This is a genomic window from Nostoc sp. UHCC 0870 (assembly GCF_022063185.1).
In the GTDB taxonomy this organism is placed as follows: domain Bacteria; phylum Cyanobacteriota; class Cyanobacteriia; order Cyanobacteriales; family Nostocaceae; genus Trichormus.
This window is the reverse complement of sequence record NZ_CP091914.1, coordinates 59,449-77,245: the sequence shown is the minus strand read 5'-3', so window position 1 is coordinate 77,245 and position 17,797 is coordinate 59,449. Positions and strand designations below refer to the sequence as shown.

10 protein-coding genes and 1 CRISPR repeat array are annotated in these 17,797 nt (G+C 38.3%); of the genes, 9 read left to right on the top strand and 1 reads right to left on the bottom strand.

The window, feature by feature from the left end; all coding sequences use genetic code 11:
• Window positions 1-49: 49 nt before the first annotated feature.
• Entirely contained in the window at window positions 50-697 is a 648-nt protein-coding gene (locus L6494_RS27415; RefSeq protein ID WP_237996842.1) for a tyrosine-type recombinase/integrase, read from the bottom strand.
• A gap of 410 nt (window positions 698-1,107) precedes the next feature.
• On the opposite strand from L6494_RS27415, the gene L6494_RS27410 reads away from it, so the two are divergent.
• The 9 genes from L6494_RS27410 (at window position 1,108) to L6494_RS27370 (ending at window position 16,114) form a co-directional block, all read left to right on the top strand.
• A complete protein-coding gene (locus L6494_RS27410; RefSeq protein WP_237996840.1) occupies window positions 1,108-1,605 on the top strand; it encodes a hypothetical protein in 498 nt (165 codons plus the stop codon).
• A gap of 193 nt (window positions 1,606-1,798) precedes the next feature.
• Window positions 1,799-4,990, top strand: coding sequence for a type III-B CRISPR-associated protein Cas10/Cmr2 (gene cas10 / locus L6494_RS27405; protein ID WP_237996838.1), 3,192 nt, complete (start codon window positions 1,799-1,801; stop codon window positions 4,988-4,990).
• A gap of 10 nt (window positions 4,991-5,000) precedes the next feature.
• Window positions 5,001-6,194 carry a type III-B CRISPR module-associated protein Cmr3 gene (locus tag L6494_RS27400; RefSeq protein WP_237996836.1) on the top strand — a complete coding sequence of 398 codons (1,194 nt, stop codon included), beginning with the start codon at window positions 5,001-5,003 and terminating at the stop codon, window positions 6,192-6,194.
• A gap of 2 nt (window positions 6,195-6,196) precedes the next feature.
• On the top strand, window positions 6,197-7,099 hold the full coding sequence (cmr4, locus tag L6494_RS27395; RefSeq protein ID WP_237996834.1) for a type III-B CRISPR module RAMP protein Cmr4: 903 nt from the start codon (window positions 6,197-6,199) through the stop codon (window positions 7,097-7,099).
• A 384-nt stretch (window positions 7,100-7,483) separates the two neighbouring features.
• Window positions 7,484-7,933, top strand: coding sequence for a hypothetical protein (locus L6494_RS27390; protein ID WP_237996832.1), 450 nt, complete (start codon window positions 7,484-7,486; stop codon window positions 7,931-7,933).
• Between the two features lie 331 nt (window positions 7,934-8,264).
• Complete coding sequence (locus L6494_RS27385) at window positions 8,265-10,133, top strand: RAMP superfamily CRISPR-associated protein (RefSeq protein ID WP_237996830.1); 1,869 nt, start codon at window positions 8,265-8,267, stop codon at window positions 10,131-10,133.
• A gap of 259 nt (window positions 10,134-10,392) precedes the next feature.
• A complete protein-coding gene (locus L6494_RS27380; RefSeq protein WP_237996828.1) occupies window positions 10,393-12,069 on the top strand; it encodes a hypothetical protein in 1,677 nt (558 codons plus the stop codon).
• A gap of 475 nt (window positions 12,070-12,544) precedes the next feature.
• Complete coding sequence (locus L6494_RS27375; RefSeq protein ID WP_237996825.1) at window positions 12,545-13,663, top strand: RNA-guided endonuclease InsQ/TnpB family protein; 1,119 nt, start codon at window positions 12,545-12,547, stop codon at window positions 13,661-13,663.
• Window positions 13,664-13,975: 312 nt separating this feature from the next.
• Window positions 13,976-16,114 (top strand): WYL domain-containing protein, encoded by a 2,139-nt coding sequence (locus L6494_RS27370; protein ID WP_237996823.1) that lies wholly within the window; start codon window positions 13,976-13,978, stop codon window positions 16,112-16,114.
• Between the two features lie 289 nt (window positions 16,115-16,403).
• A CRISPR array of direct repeats spans window positions 16,404-17,582; the repeat unit is 35 nt; unit sequence CTTTAAACTTCTTCGGAAGTTGAATTAATGGAAAC.
• Window positions 17,583-17,797 lie beyond the last annotated feature (215 nt).

Below are 17,797 nucleotides of genomic sequence, written 5' to 3'. Positions count from 1 at the left end.
AATGGTCAATCTTTCTATCTAGATCAGGAAAGACATATTTCCTGATCTATTACTCCGCCCTAGACTTCGTATGATTACGCTCTAAGGAGGACAATTCGCTACTAGCAGTTTTCGCTGGGGTCAGCATCGACAATGCCGCGATCGCACCCCTGACCTGGGACGTTTCCACCTCCAGGTAGTTTTGCAGTTGCTCCAAATTTCGGTGTCCGCTAATTTCCTGGATGACACGCAAGGGAATGCCGGCATTACTCATCAGTGTTAATGCAGTCCGGCGGCAACTGTGTGTTGATGCTCCTTCTATGTCTACTATGAGGCAGGCTTCTCGAAAAATCAGGCTGGCATATTCCGAATGCAAGTGTCCATGTCCCCATCTTCCGGGGAACAAAAAATTGTCACCGGATTTTTCCGGCTTATACTGTTCTAAAAATGGTCTTAAGTCTTCTAAAACTGGTATCGTGCGGGTCGCTAGTTTTCCCTTAGTATTGCCCTTGCGGAAAATTAACTCCGGTCTGACCCTTCCTCGGCTGTCGTAAACATCTTTGATTTTTAGGGTGACTGCTTCATTGACACGGCAAGCTGTGTACAACATCACGGCAATTAGGGTTCTATCTCGCACTGTTGTCAACCCGGATGTGAACAAACTTTCGATTTCTTCTGGGGTCAAGACTTTCGCCTTGCCGTGTCCGTCAATTTTCACCCGATACCACTAACCGCGATGGTTAATCATCCTATCAGTTATCTGCTTCCACTTTTCTACCATAAACCCTAAAATTTATATACTTTGGTATATTTTGGGTGTAGATATGGGTAACACAGAACGCGAATCAATCAACTTTAAACTCCCCAAAACCCTTACACCAATTTGCAATTCGCAATTCGCAATTCGCAATTCGCAATTCATTGAGCCACCCACTCATAGGTGGGGTTTTTACCTACCTTGAAATACAAGGACTTTTTCTCTGGCGAGACGCTACGCGAACGCCCACAAGGGGCAAGGTTTTGAACCTTTACTTTTTTCATCAATGTTCAAGTCCACAACTTAAGTTTGGGGGACGGAAATTGCGAATTGCGACTTGGAGTCGACTTTCTGGCATTGCGAATTGCGAATTGCGAATTGCGAATTGGTCTGATTTGGTGATCCAAGGACTGTATCATGTCCTCGGACAAGTTGCAGGTACAGAAGTTAGTGTAGAAGTTCGTCTACACAATCTGGAAATCCAATGGGAGCAAATCGCCAACCGTATAGAAGCAGGTGCAGAATCGGGGGTAGAATCAAGCTCACAACAGAGACTATCAACGCTTGAGCAAAAAACTGAAGCGATCGCCCAAAAGTTAGCAAAAATAGAAGGAGCAATTTCTGTACTCTCTCAACGCTCTTCCACTGGCTCGCGGCAAAAGTCTTATAATTACCATCCACCACAGCACGAACTGCAAGCATATCAGGGAAAAAATCTCGCTAAAAGATTGGGTGTCGATTTGGCAACTTTAGAGCGAGAGCAGAGTAGCCAGACTCCCAAGGATTTTGAAAGGTGGTGCAGGTCGAAAGATCCTGGTTCTGTTGGGTGGCAGAGGCGCGATGATGGACTGTACCACCCCATTAAATGATGGTCAACGCCTAAAAGTTTCCATGTTCCGAATAAGGTCGGGAATGTTTAATATACTCAGCAAACTTGAAGATTAAGAACTGAAATTACAATCAATGTCAAAACTTATACTTTTGTTTGTCATTCGCATCAAAAAAGTTATGACTTGGCAGTCAGTGATATAACTTACATTTAGTCACTGGTAATCGACGGGCATGAATGTTTATCATCGAAAACTCTATGCGTTCCTACGAGCAATAGAAAAAATTGATTGGCTGAAGGTAGATTTGAATTATATTTACAATAATTTAGCTTGTTTGCAACCGTATTTAGCAGATTTACAGAAATGGTGGGAAAGCCAAAATGGTGAACAAGCAGTACGTATCAGCAGTTCTTCGGATCGTGTTAGCCTAAATTACGTACCAAAGCAAGGTAATGAAAAAGACATTTTTGTTTGTCATGCCATTAGTGGAGAACGACAAGAAATTACAGTTTCAGCCTTTGCTAATCCCTTAGATATTAGTAGAATTGCGCAAGAAGAAGACGCAGAGAAAGTATTCTGGTGGTTTTGGCGATACTTCCCCGAACTGTTGTCTCGTCAAGATGCAAGAAATGCTCTTTTGATTCCCACACACCGGATTTTACCTGATTGTCCATTGCACGGTTATCAAAGCACAGTCTCCGCGTTAACTGGAGCAATATTCTCTGATGAAAAGGAATCAAATTCCGAGAATAAATCTCCCTATTTACTCTTATTTACCTTTTCTCCTATCCAAGAATTTATTAAGTCATCACGTAAATTTCTTGATTTTTGGGCGGGGTCATTTTTACTTCATTACTTCAGTGCATTACTTTGCTTTGAAGCAGCCAAAAAATACGGGCCAGATGCAGTCATTACTCCTTCATTGTGGAGTCAGGAAATTATTGATGCTTTGATAATTGAAAATTTTAGTGAATTGCCAGAGATTCAAGAAATATTTAAAAATCCCTGTAAAGACATACAAATTGACCCAGCAAGTAATTTTAACACTCCTCAATCTCAAAGTTTAAGTACAGCAGGTTTTCCCAATGTAATTACTATTCTCGTGCCTAATCAACAAAAAGCGGTAGATTTGGGGAAACATTTAGAAAAAATTCTAAAAGATACTTGGTTAAACATGAGTCGTGATGTCAGGAGTTCTGTCAAAGAAAGAGTGAGAGATTTGGTTAAAAATCAGCAAGAGTTACAAAAAACTTGGAAAATAATTGCTAGAGAGTTTATCCAAGTTATCGATGAACAAGAATTATCAAAAATTTGGAATTTAATTACTGACGAATTTGTGCAAGGTAAGAATGAAGCAGAATTAGAACAAGCTTGGCTAGAAATGGAGATAAGTCCAGATAAACTTACCAAGATGAAAAAAAGTCTAGAGATTAAAAAAACTCTCCAAGATTTTTATCAAGGAGGTAATTGGGAGTGGAATCAACTTTGGGATGTACAGATTAATAACACATGGGAAACTTATTTTGTGGCAGTTCCGTTAGGTTCTCCTGAACAACCCCTAGAAATTGAGCAAGGAAATGATCAATTACAAGCATGGATAAATTCACAAAACCAGATAGCACAACCAATTATTGATTTACCATCTCCTGCGGAAGAACCTGCATACGAAAAATTTAATGTAGGTTCGTGGTGGGGAAGTCTACAAGCACGTCTTGGTAATGCGATTCAGGCAATTAAAAATACCCGTGCTTGGCAAATACCCGTTGCCCCTGGCGAACGTTCTACACTTTCTGGTCAATATAGTGCGTTATATCCGCGCTTTAATTATCAAAAATTCCAAAATGGGTTCGGTGTACCTTCGGAATCACTACGCTTATTTTGGCGAGTTATGGCACTTGCTTATCTAAATTTATTCAATGGTTCTGAAAAATTAAACGCTATTGAATTAACTAAGCGTATGGCTTGGAAATATGGGGGTGTAGCACAATCTTTAGGAATTAATTTGAGTGATGCTGATGATGACTATGAAGGATTAATTCGCTTTCCTAATCTTTGTTCTATTGCTGCTGCACATTTTACCACTCACAATCCGACAGAAGTCGAAAGATATTGGCAAGATTTAGAAAAGGAATTTAAACAACATCCCCAATTCCAAAATCAAGAAAGTAAGTACCGAGAATTTAGAAAACTTACCCGTCGTCCTTTTCAAGTCAAACGTGCAGATGAGGCTTTGAGAAGAGATACTAGTTATCAAAAAGGTTACAACGGTGTAATGTTTTCTAGCAAATGGCTTGCAGATGACATGGGATTAGAAAATTCAGGAACATCTGCGTTACGTAGCATTGTTGATACAGTTCAAAAAAGACACTTTGGTGATAGCAGCCCTGCTGACTGGTGGGTGTTGGTACTAGGTGATGGTGATGGGATGGGCGGTTATGTTAATGGACGTAAGCTCAAAAAATACGAAGATTATATTATCGATAGCTTAGTTGATGAAAATCATATCAGAAATCCGGGATGGGAGGAATTATTAAAAAATACACGCAAAAGAATGGGGCCTGCTACTCACGTTGGACTCAACCGAGCATTGCTGGATTTTTCTAACCGCTTAGTTCCTTATATTGCTGAACAGCGTTGTTGTGGACGGGTAATTTATAGTGGTGGAGATGATGTAATGGTAGCATTACCATTAGCTGATTTACCTAAATTTTTGCGTTCATTACGTGCTGCTTGGTGCGGTAGTAAAGACCCTGAAGATGAATTTAGGAGTATGGGTGGTTATTGGCAATGGAATGAAGAAAGCCCAAAACCAGCCGATATTCCATCTCGTCCGTTATTTACTATGGGTAAAGAAGCAACGATGAGTTTAGGAGTAGTCATTGCTCACAAGAGTGTTCCTTTACCAACAGTTTTAGAACAGTTATGGTCAGCAGAAAAAGATAAGGCGAAAAAGCTATTGGGTGGAGGTATTGGGAATAAAATAATACCTAATAAAGATGGTCTGTGCTTCCAAATAATTTACGGTTCTGGTAATACTTTAGAAGCCTTAATGAAAGGTCATTTACTTGAAAGTTGGTGGCAATTTATCCAAGTTAGTCAAAATTATGAACAAGTAGATTTTAGTCCAATTTTGTATCGGTTAGCAGAGGAATTACCGCGTCATGCTGATGTTACAGAGAATGATAAATTATTCCGGCAAGTTGCTGAGGTGGTTTTTCAAAGTCGTAATCAAGAAGTTCCTGAAGATGTGAAAAATGCTTTATTAACTTGGTTAGATGAATGGGAAGAGTGGGCTTTTTGTATAGGGAGAAGCACAGAAAATCAAGATAAGGCTTTAGGTAATACTCCAGAAGATATGTCTATGCTGTTAAAATTTACGGCATTTTTGATGTCGCGTCGGCAAGTAGAAAGTAACTGGATTTAAGAAACTGAAAATGAAGAAATGGTATGCAATTGAAGCGTTAGATGTCTTATTATTCCGAGAGGCGAAACCATTTTCGCCGGGAGAAGGTGCATGGGCTAAGGGAATGTTTCCACCAATACCAACGGCTGTTTTTCAAGCCTTACGTTCTGTCACCAAAACAGATAAGACTACAGAAAAGTTAGAATTTATGGGGCCGTTTTTGCTGCGGGAGACATCTACATCTCAAGAACTGTGGCTACCTACACCAAAGGATTTACTTTGTGTGAGGGAACGCAGTAATAACCCAGATGAAAATCCAGAATACGAAAAAATAGAGAAATTAGATGAATGGTCGCGTCTAGTTTGTTTACAACCGTTAAACTTTGAGAGTCCAGTATGGAAAGATGTCTGTTGTGGTTCGGCTTCCCTGGAGGAAAATCATCTTCTCCCCATGATTCCGCCACCAATTTCTGACAATGCAGATATCTGTGATAGTCCATCGGTGAGAGGTAAGAATGAATGGATTTGTGGTCGTCCAAAACCTTGGATGAAAGCAGGTGCATTGATTCGATACCTGAAGGGAGAAAGTCTACATAATCCGCAAGATTTTCATGACGATCCTTGGAGTGTGCAGGTTTTACCTCATATTCAAATGCAAACAGACCAGCGTCAAGTCCGAGATGAAGATGGTTATTTTACGGAAGTTGCAGTGCGGCTACACACTGGCTGGAAGTTAGTTGCAGCTATTAACGCAACTTTGGAATCATTTGTCGTGCGTTTGGGAGGTGAGGGACATCGGGCTTTGGTTTCTCCCCTGGATAGTTTACCTGATTGGGATGCTATTGAGGAGTTTATGCAGCCATCCTCAGACCGCAATAAAGCTTATTTGTTAACTCCTGGACTAGCAGCAAGTGATCCTGAAAAGTTCGTTTATGGGATTTGTCCTGGGGTGTGGCGAGAAAGTCTACTCAGTTGTGCCAGCGATCGCCCGATTTTATGGGGTGGTAAATCTAGGCATACTGCAACTCCCATGCTACCACAACGTGCATTCGTGCCTCCAGGGACAGTGTACTTATTCAAGCAAGGGATGAATGAGGTTAGCAGACTTTTACCGGAAAAATCTCTTGTCCCTGAGTCCAAACAATCTACAGAACGTGAGTTTGACCATAAATGGTTGGAAACTTTGATTAGTCTCAATTATGGTGTTTTACTTTGGAGTAAGTAGTTATGAAAACCAATTTATCGTATCTTTATTTACTGTCACCTCTACATACAGGAGGTGCAACGCAAGAGGGAAATATTGTGGGAATTGCCCGTGAAGTTCATACAGATTTACCTTATATGCCAGGCGCAGGTCTGCGTGGTAGAGTTAGGGCTAGTACCCCAAAAGAACAGCAGAAATTCTTATGGGGGAATACGCTGGAAGATGTGCAACAAAATGGAGATGATAATCTAACTCAAGGTACTATTTGGATTGGTGATGCGGCAATTCTTTGGTTTCCAATTCCTTCTTTAAGTCATGGCATTGTTTGGATTACATCGCAATTTTTACTGCGTCGGTGGTTGCGATTACATAATCAATCTCTGAGTCTACCATCTCCAAATAGTTTTAGTGGTGGTAATAGAGAGCAGCTTTATTTAAAAGATGCCATATTTGAAGCAAGAGAACTTAATTCATGGTCAGATTGGCAGCAATATATTCCTCAAGATAATGAAATTACGAAAACTATTAATAAAGCCTTAGTCCTTTCTGATCAAGATTGTAAGGTTTTGATTCAAACCAGTCTGTGGCAACAAGTTAGGGTGAATTTAAGTGAAGGTAAAACCCTGGCTGACAATGCAGGTTTTCGTTATGAAGAAGCAATTCCTCCTGAGACTTTGATGTATTTTCCTTGGGGAACTACCACAACTGCGAATGGTAATGGTGATACTGCTGGTAATCAGTTAAGACAAATATTTAGTCAGCAAAATATTTGGCAGTTTGGTGGACAAGAAAGTTTAGGAAGGGGTTTAGTGGAACTCTGGACACCTGAATTAACTTCTTCAATAGAAACTCCCAAAATTGAAAATACTCAAGTCGAAATATCTCCAACTCCACCATTACAAAAACCTCAACGACCGAATCGTTAAGTCAATTCGCAATTCGCAATTCGCAATGGACTAACGTCCCGCTTCTCTACGAGACGCTACGCTAACGCAATTCGCAATAGCCTGCGGCAAGGCTAACGCCAACGCAATTACGTTTTGCGTAGCGGTAGCGAGTCCGTGAGCGTCCGGTGATTTAACCCCCCAAAGTTGGTTAAAAAATTGTGCGGGATGTTTCATTGCTTCAGGGATTTCCAGATATTAAATTATCCTAGATTCATGCTTTGGTAGGGTGCGTCAGTATAAATAAATTCTTGGTGTAGCTAGGTTTTCACGCACTGACGCACCCTACAATGTGCCATATTTTTTTACCTGGAAGTCTCTAAACTGAGAATTAATTCCATCATTATGTACATAGGAAGAAAATAAATGGCTAATTACGATCCTCGCAAAAATTCCATTAAGGTTTATCAAAATCTCAAAACAGTTAAGGACAGTACGCAAGATGCCAAACATCATGATGAACAAAAAAGTCAAGCGGTTGAACTTTATACTTATATTGCTACCTGGGGATTAATGCGATTAAAAGGGGAAGACCCTGCTTTAGTTAATCAGATCCAAAAACAGAAGATTGTGAGATGCTTTTTTCAAACATTAGGAGAATTAGTTTACCCAAATACGCAACCTAACCCACTTATAGGTATGGAAGGAATGAGAAAAATTATTGGTTTGTCTGCGTCAGAATATTTGGGATTAACAGGAGTTGCACTGCAAGTAGCACGGGAATTTTCGTTTTGGGCTGAAGCATTATACGCTAAACCAAAGTCTAATAATGGTGTAAATCAAACTACTAATCAAGCAACTACAGTTGGTAGTTAGTATGGTGCGTCAGTACGAATCATTTATCGGTATGTTCAATATTTTTTCGGCTGACGCACTCTACATATCAAATATTTTTAGTAGTTAGTTATAAAGTAAATATTAAGTAGGGTGTGTTACGGCTATGAAAGGATTTGAGACAAGCAGACAATTATAATTAGCCGTAACGCACCATATTACATGGCGGTGCGTTAGGCACTCAGATAGTTTTTTGTGACAAATTATCTCGAAAATATGCGCCTAACACACCCTACAGTAATTTTCTTTTTACTTTATAGATAATCTCTAATTAAACAAGTACAGCAACATTAAAAAGCTAGGAACTGTTAATATGACCAATGCTGGAGAACGACAACAACCTATTCCCACTAATCCTTGGCTAAATCACCCTTTAAATCGCAATCCAAATCCTGTAGAAGAAGCTAGTTTTGTCGAATATCTGCGATGGATGCGGATTTTACGAGAAAAACCAAATGACACTTCTGAACGGGGGAAAAAATTAGCCACACAAATTGATTTAGTCAACAACGGTGAAGTTATACAACTGCTGGATAAATTACAAGAAATAAGTAACTATGATTCTCGACTGAAAACATTAACAGACCGTACTCGGAGGTTAGCTACAGTATCATTTGAGGCTACTGCATCTTGGCGGGTGCGTGTGGGAGGGATGCGAGGGCCAGCATCGATGTTATTACCTGCGTTTGATGCTTTGGGTATGCCTTCTATCCCTAGCTCTACATTAAAGGGTGTGGCGCGAGAAATGGCAAGACGCGATCGCAATGTCACTGACGATGAGATTCGAGAAATATTTGGCGATATTGAACCAACTGCTTGTATGGGGAAAGTGATTTTTCTTGATGCTTACCCCTTACCATTCCCAGAAATAGATGAAGATTCCCCAGATGAAGTATCTGGATTAGTACCGGATATGGCAAATTCTATCTGGACATGGGATGGTGATAATCCTCAATATAAAACTAATCCTAATGTATTTTTATCATTGCGAAAAGTGACTTTTGTAGTTGGTTTACGTGTACATAATAGCCAGAATCTAGAAATACTTAACCGTGTTCAACAATGGTTAATTAAAGGTCTGAATCAAGGTGTTGGTTCAAGGGTCAATAGTGGTTATGGAGTGTTAGATGTTAAAACTCAAGCAGAACAAGAAAAACCGAAAAAACGGAAATCAATTCTGAGTGTTAAATTTAAATTGCAGGGACAATTAGTCCACGGAAGACAGGGATTTAAAAATTGGGCAAAAAATAGTGAAGGGACAGGATGGAAACCACCAGGAGAGGCAAAATCTGAAATCCGTCCTCCAGCTTTTCGTTCTATGTTGCGTTATTGGTTTCGGACATTAGCTTTGGGAGTCTTGGAGGCAGATATAGTTAAAGAATGGGAATTAAAGATTTTTGGAGGTATTGACCCTACAGCTACACTGGGAATGTTTCAATTAGAACTTCCTGATGGTAAAATCATCCGCAATAATGCTCAAGATGATGAAGAAGAATTTGGATTAGCTACAGGAAGTTTAATTTTATATCAGTCACAAGTTGTTCGAGAGATGCAGCCTGAAGAGCAAACAGCTTTGACAAACTTGTTAGCAAGTTTAACATGGCTAACTTTTCATCTTGGTGGTGTTGGTCAAGGAGCAAGAAGACCATGTTATTCTCGCCAAGAAAGGCGCAATTCTAGACCCCCTTTTTGGCGTGGTTCAACTGTCAAACTCATGAGCGAAAGTCCAGAAAATAAATATTGGAATTGCCCTAGACAGTTAGATCAGTTTCAAAGTCTTTTTCGTAGTCGGTTAAATTCTTTTTATACGAATCTATCAAGACTGACTCAGTTATCTTTCGATTATACACAGCCAAGAACCGCAACCAGAACTGGTGATTGGGCAGAGGCGGTTGATAGCAACTGTCGGATTATCTGCGTTCAGGGTGACTTTAGTCATGATAAACCTCCAGCTTTAGCCTTGCTGCATCAAAAAGCCAGGATAGGTAATGGTTATGACTCCGAATTGTGTGGTTCGATACGGATGCGATCGCCGATTTGGATTGCGCGTATTGGCGATCGCTTTGATGTCATAACTATTTTCGGGGTTGATAACCCAATTCGTAAAGCATATTTCGATTCGTTAATGCAACGAGAGTATCCTATCAAGGAATATCAAGAAATTTGGCAGGGGAGATTTTAACAATTCAAAATTCAAAATTCAAAATTCAAAATTAAAGACAGTTGGAGTCGGGGATTTAAACCCCAACTCAACTGATACTACGTGTAGACGTAGGGGTCTTAAACCCTTGAATTTACGATAAACCAATTATCAGTTATCAGTTAAATCTCTGGATTGAAGTCTATGCTGATATGCCTGATAACTGTTCACTGTTCCTTGTTAAATCTTGCTGTTCAGTTTATCCAATTCCGCAAAAATTAGGCTTAGTGAGAACCAAAATATGTCTATCCTTATTGCTAATATCGGCACTTCTGACTTAGCAGTTAAAATCGAAGATTACTATTTTCCCATAAAATTTGACCGGAATGAACCAAATATTAAGTTACCACCTGCAAATTCTAATGAAGCAGCACTTTGGACTCAGCGTGAATCATTCATCCAAGAATTTTTATGTGATGAACTAAAGCTGAATAATAATGCTTCCTTTCGAGATTTAACTCACCAAATATTAGAAAATTATCAACAAAATCCTGAACAATGGCATTCTAGATTGCGTCCTGGCAGAATATGGGGAATTATTAAAACTGCACAGGAAAAGTTTCATGTCAAACACGTTTACTATTTTGTTACTGATCAACCACCGACTGAAGTTTCCGGCTATCCTACAGATACTATTAATCTTGCTAAAATTCTCAATATTTGGTTGAAACGAGAAATTTTGGATTTGCAAATCACACCAATTATAATTCCCCAAAACATTAAACCTGTTGAGCAAGATGCTCTGTTTAATTACTATTATGAACAGTTGCAGAAAATAAGTCAGGGACAGGATAAGATTCTAATTAGTCTCAAGGGTGGTACACCGCAAATGCAAATCGCTTTGCGAATCCAAGTTATGGCTTTGAGTGTAGATTTCCAAGCTTATCTAGAGCCAGAATTAGATATTGTTAAAGTTTTAGCAGGGAAAGCTTCCCCATGCAAGTTAAATGCTTATTGGCTATACATTCGAGGACAAAAATATCAGGCAATTAATCAAATTTTACAACGCTGGGATTTTGATGGTTCTATTCAATTAATGAGGAGCTATCAGGAATATTTGCAATCCTTAATACAAGAAAATGTGATTGATGTAAGTACAGTTAATGATGATTTAATTGAACAGGTTATTATAGCCTTAAATGTAGCGGTAGACTGTTTTAATTTAGATAATTTTAAAGCCAGTCAAGACTTGAAAAAGGCTGAGAATAAATATTTGCGTCAATCTAGTAATTTACATAAGTTAATTTGCGATGATAATTATGATCGGCTTTTGAATATTTATACTCAATGCCGTATTTTTTGGCAATTGAACCAAATTGCTCATTTCTTATCTAGGTTAGCTTCTTTTGGTGAAGAAGTTTTACATGATATTATCAAAGAATTAGGAGGGTTGAAATATTTTGATAAAATTAACTATCCTGATGATTGGTATGTCAATAAAAAGCAAGTAGAATCTCAATTATGGCAAATTTTTGAGAAAAAAGAAGGTAAAAAAAGTAATGAAAAATCTTTGTATCGGTTACCAGGCAGGTTTAGTAAATGGAATTTTGTGGATGCTCTTATTAACTATAGAAATGATATAGTAGAAAAAACTGCTTGGCAAAAAATTACTGAATCTTTAGATAGGCTGGATTATTGGATTGATAAAAGAAACCAAATCATTCATAGTTCTCAGGGTGTTTCTTTAGAAAGTATGGTAAAAATCCTAGAAAAAGATAGAAAGTACAAGATTAAATATGCTAATCAAGCTTGTTCCCCGACAGAAATTTTGACAGAAATCACGACTATCAGTCAGCAAACAGCACGAATTTTTAATAACCCTGTAAGTCACTATGTAGGCTTGAATAGTCCTTACTATATCTACTCTGATGTTCGTGACTGGGTTCTAACTCAGTTAACTCAAGATGGATTGCATTGATGAGTTTGAGGAGAGGATAATCGCGCGAACCTATAGCTGTTTTGATCTAACAGTTGTTATATAACCCTCAAACCCTTGTCTATTCTGCTTTTGAGCAATTTCCAGGGAAATCGGGGTTCGCGCAAACTCTCAAATGCTTCCTGTGACTAGATTTGAGGTTTTTTTCAAAAAGGAGATATTGACAGGCGATCGCTGAAATTGTACTAGTCTCTACTAACAATGTGGAGATGATTACTAGTAACCAATTTGCTAGACATAAATAGACAATCCTAGTCAACTGTTTATTGCTTTCTAGATATTTTCTCGATAGCATCACTTAAGCTATTAGCGTTTAATTCCAGGGAGCATACCTGTATGGGTGCAGTAGGGGCAGGTTTACCCGAATCATCGTGAATAATTGAGGATATCAGTGAACCCACCCCTACTAAAACCTCAAATCCAAAATCTAAAATAGGTTGACTTGCTTATATAATACGTGTATTATGCCATGCTCCCACATTTGAAAAGGTCGTGTCAAATGCTTTTATCTATCAAAACAAAGCTCAAACTAAGTCAAGAGCAAAAAATAATCATGAGTAAGCACGCGGGAATTGCGAGATTTACTTATAATTGGGGTCTTGCTACTTGGAATAGCTTTGTTAAAGATGGATTAAAGCCTAACAAATACCTGCTCAAAAAATTCTTTAACAATCACGTAAAACCTGAATTTACATGGATTAAAGAAAAGGGAATTTGTCAGAAAATAACTCAATACTCTTTTGATAATTTAGGTTCAGCATTTGGCAGGTTCTTTTCTGGCAAGAGTGGTTATCCTAATTTCAAAAAGAAAGGTAAACATGATTCTTTTACTATAGATGCTAGCGGTCAAACTATTCCTGTAGGCGGGACATCCATTAAGTTACCTACAATTGGATGGGTAAAAACTCATGAAAGTTTACCACATACAACTTGTAAATCAATCACTATATCTCGAATTGCTGATAGTTGGTATATTTCTTTTGCTTACGAGCAGGAAAATGAAATAACTCAAAAGCAGCACCAAGTTGTAGGTGTTGATTTAGGGGTGAAAGAATTAGCTACATTATCAACTGGGGTAGTATTTCCTAACCCAAAATACTATCAAGCTAATTTAAGAAAGCTCAAAAGACTTTCTAGAAAACTTTCTCAAAAAGTTAAAGGCTCTAACAATAGACATAAAACCAAACTTAAACTAGCCAGACATCATGCTAGGGTCGCAAATCTCAGAAATAATACTCTTCATCAAATTACTACTTTCTTATGTAAAAACCACGCAAAAATAGTAGTAGAAGATTTAAATGTTTCTGGGATGTTATCTAACCATAAATTGTCCCAAGTCATTGCTGATTGCGGTTTCTATGAGTTCAAAAGGCAGTTGGAATATAAAGCTAAAAAGTTTGGTTGTGAAATAATTATTGCAGATCGTTGGTATCCATCCAGTAAAACCTGTTCAAATTGTGGTCATATTCAAGATATGCCACTCAAAGAAAGAACCTATAACTGTGGTAGTTGTGGTCATTCAATGGATAGAGATTTAAACGCCGCAATTAATTTATCGAGGTTGGCTAAACCTTGAAAGCTTACTGAGGGATAACCGCTCCCATGCTCCCAGTGAAGTAAGAAATAAATGTCTAGACTTGTCTAGGATTTATATAGCAGATGATTTAATGGAAACAAGACCCAGTATGGGAGATACCCGATTTATCTAAAAAATTGGGTATTTTGTTTTTTATAGATAATTGAAGATGGTTATAGCTTTATGGAATTTGACAGAAGATTCTAGAATTTCCCTATAAAAAATCGTCATTCGCACCAGCACTGGACTAGAAAAGACGATCGCAGTTTAATATCAGATATAACAAGCCCAGCGAAACAAATATTACCTGATATGCCAACTGCCATAATCAAGAATCAAGTATCAACTAAAACCGACTCAAAAGCGATACCTACGGCGGTCTATGCTCATTTTCTCATTGGGACACCAGGAAGCGGTAAATCTACCTTCGCGAAACTCATATCTAGCTTGGGAAATTGTGAAATCATCTCGACTGACGACATCCGCGAAGAGTTATATGGTGATGCGACAATTCAAGGGGAATGGCATAAAATTGAAGACATTGCCATTCACCGTATTTGTACTGTATTGAGCGAAGGTAAAAGTGTAGTCTATGATGCTACCAATTTTAAGCGTTGTTTTCGCATGGACTTTTTACTCAAAGTCAACGCCCAAGTTGCTCAATGGGAATTAACTCAACCCAACTGGATTGGTTGGTACTTACAAACTCCCCTTTCAACTTGCATTGAATGGAATCAACAACGCCAACGCCAAGTTCCCTCAAATATTATTGAGAGTATGTATAAGCTGCTGCAAGATTTTCCGCCCATTACTGGAGAAGGATTCGCCGCAGTCAATAAAATTGATGTTACTACACCCAAATTTTCGCTACACCAAATTGCTAAACTAATTGCAGGTGTTCCCCGTCAAATTGTCAATTTCCAAAATCGTCATGCAAATATCACACCCCACCGTTATGGTCATCTGTTAGATTTTGAGCGTTTGATGTATTTGATATTCTTAATCATTAACTATCCTGGGATTGGTGAATTCCACCTAACTAAACCTGAATTATTAGAAAATATTCTCGGATATATTCCTAATTTTACTAATTCCCTGGAAGAGATTACTAGCATGATGACTAAATTGCGGGGTGCAGTTTACGCCAAGGAAGATGCTATAGCGGCGGATTTGAAATGGCTGGAAACTCAAGGAATTATTAATGCGACTTTCCCTATTACCAATGAAAATGCTCAAGAATTTGATAGTGATGAATTGATATCTTTAAGTGCAGTACACTCTTACTCAGACAAACAAGTTTTTGAGCGTTTAATCGGTACAATCCGCTTTATTCTCCACTATCCTTTTTTAGCTAACGTGGGTGGTGGTAGCTTGGAAACTATGACTAAATATCTTGCACAAGCTGGGGTAATTTACAACCCTAATAGCGAAAAAGCTACAATTCGTAAAGATATTGAAAAAGTTTTAAAACCTTATAAAATCTTACCGGAATTTCCTATGCGTAGTGGTTATTTTGCGGGTACAAGTATCCTTTCTAAACCAGAATTAATTAAGGTATTTGATATTATCCAATCCCATGCCAATAGTTTAAATGACCCCCAGGCTTTAGCAATCTACGAAACCTTTAAGCAGCGTTTGTTACAAACACATATTATTGAAAATACTGAAAATGTTTATCCAGTACGGGCGATCGCTAATAGTTCCATCATAGACCCCAAGCATCTCCATAGTAGCGCGTTAAGTAATAATCTTGCCCAATTAGAGACGGCGATTGTAGAAGGACGCATTTTGGAGCTAAAACGGTTGGTGGGTGTGGGTAGATACCCAGGGGATGAACAAGATTTTTTCTTAGCGTATCCATTGCAAATAGTTTTCTCGAATTTGGCTTGGTACTTGGGTTATGAGTGCGTCAGTGGTGAAACTTCTGGTTTATTGCGGTTTGAACGTCTGGATAGACTATTTTTAGGTAGACAACAAACGAAGCAACGTAGTCAGGAAGAACAAGAAAAGACGTTACAAAAGTTACAAAAATTATTTAAAGCTGGTGCAGGTATGCACTTGGGAAACAGCACCACTGACCAAAAACTGTTTCTCAGTGCTGATTTGAATAAGCGAATGCAAGTCTGCGTGACTGTGGAACTCTGGTTTAGCGATCGCATTTATCCTTTTATTACCGAGGGGACAAAACGGTTTGCACAGATGAAAATGTCGCCACCAATTCACAAGATTACAACTAATTTACCAGAGTCATTGTTTTGTTTGCAGAAAACCGGCGATCGCAATTTCCCCCATCGTTTTCAAGCCACATTTCCCAAGTGGACTTTAGACGATTTTGACTTGTGGCGATGGATTGTTGGTTTTGGCGCAGGGGTGAAGGTGGTAACTCCAGAAGATTTGGTGCAGAGGGTGAAGACAATAGGAGAAGGAATTTTAGGTAATTACGACAGTTGAGCAATAATATTATCGTAATGGGAGTATATTGCTTGCTTGATGGGTGAAGTGAAAGTGTATTGACCGATAATTTGAGAAATGTAACGAAATGTAAATTTGCGGGGGGTAGGCAATGGCTGAAATACTGATTCTATCGTTACCCCCCGCAAATCGCTTTCTGGGTAAGGGTTTGGGTGCTGTCCTCTAGGGTATTATTCTCAATAAACTAGGCTTATTGACAGGTAGTCTTGACCCCCCGCAAATTTGGCTGTATATAATTAAGTCAGGGTAAGGTTTTCAGAAGCCAAGCCTTTAAACTTCTTCGGAAGTTGAATTAATGGAAACAACTTTGAGAAGGAGTCGCTGGTTTCAGAAACATCTTTAAACTTCTTCGGAAGTTGAATTAATGGAAACTTTTTTGCTCTCTCAAGTAAAAAACTCAAATCATAGTTCTTTAAACTTCTTCGGAAGTTGAATTAATGGAAACTTTCAAGAATAACAACCGTTGATACTCCTACAGATGCAGACTTTAAACTTCTTCGGAAGTTGAATTAATGGAAACCTTCATTGTTTCCCAGAAGAGAGTCTAGAACTTTAAACTTCTTCGGAAGTTGAATTAATGGAAACCTAAAAAACTTGCTTTGGAAAGTCGGCTATATTCTGCTCTTTAAACTTCTTCGGAAGTTGAATTAATGGAAACACGTTGGAGTTTTATCTTTAGCTGACTAACTTCATCTTTAAACTTCTTCGGAAGTTGAATTAATGGAAACAAAAAATGGCTAATTGCATATTTAGAGTCAGTAACTATTCTTTAAACTTCTTCGGAAGTTGAATTAATGGAAACGTTGCATATATTATGCAGACGACTGCATATATAATCTTTAAACTTCTTCGGAAGTTGAATTAATGGAAACCCTGTTGGAACTGGGCAGAGTTCACATCAACTTCACTTTAAACTTCTTCGGAAGTTGAATTAATGGAAACTTGAAAGTATCAATCCAAACATGGTAGAGTGTGCAATTCTTTAAACTTCTTCGGAAGTTGAATTAATGGAAACTTGTCTCAAGATAAGAATGAATGTAAGCCAATCGTATTCTTTAAACTTCTTCGGAAGTTGAATTAATGGAAACTTTGATAGTAATACACTTGGGTTTTGGCGAACACCTTTAAACTTCTTCGGAAGTTGAATTAATGGAAACTATAGCCTTAATCGACCAAAAAACACTGAGTCCGCCTTTAAACTTCTTCGGAAGTTGAATTAATGGAAACCAAGGCTCATGCAGGAGAGAATTGCCAGCGGGATGCGTATTCTTTAAACTTCTTCGGAAGTTGAATTAATGGAAACGATTTGGGCGAGAGCGGAAGTTTGCCGTTTCCATTCACACTTTAAACTTCTTCGGAAGTTGAATTAATGGAAACCAGGCTTACCATAGGAAATAAAAAGTTCTTTCAGACTTTAAACTTCTTCGGAAGTTGAATTAATGGAAACCAAATGCCTTTTCAACGCAGAAAAATAAGAAAGAAACTTTAAACTTCTTTAGAAGTTGAATTTCAGAAAGAAAACATAAATTTGACTAATAAAAGTTAAACCCCTATTTGGAATGAATAGGGGTTTTTAATATATTCATTGACTGGCTTCCTCATTCGCATCAAGAAAGATATCTTTATTTTTGTCACCTGTAATCTATATATATCGCCACTAAT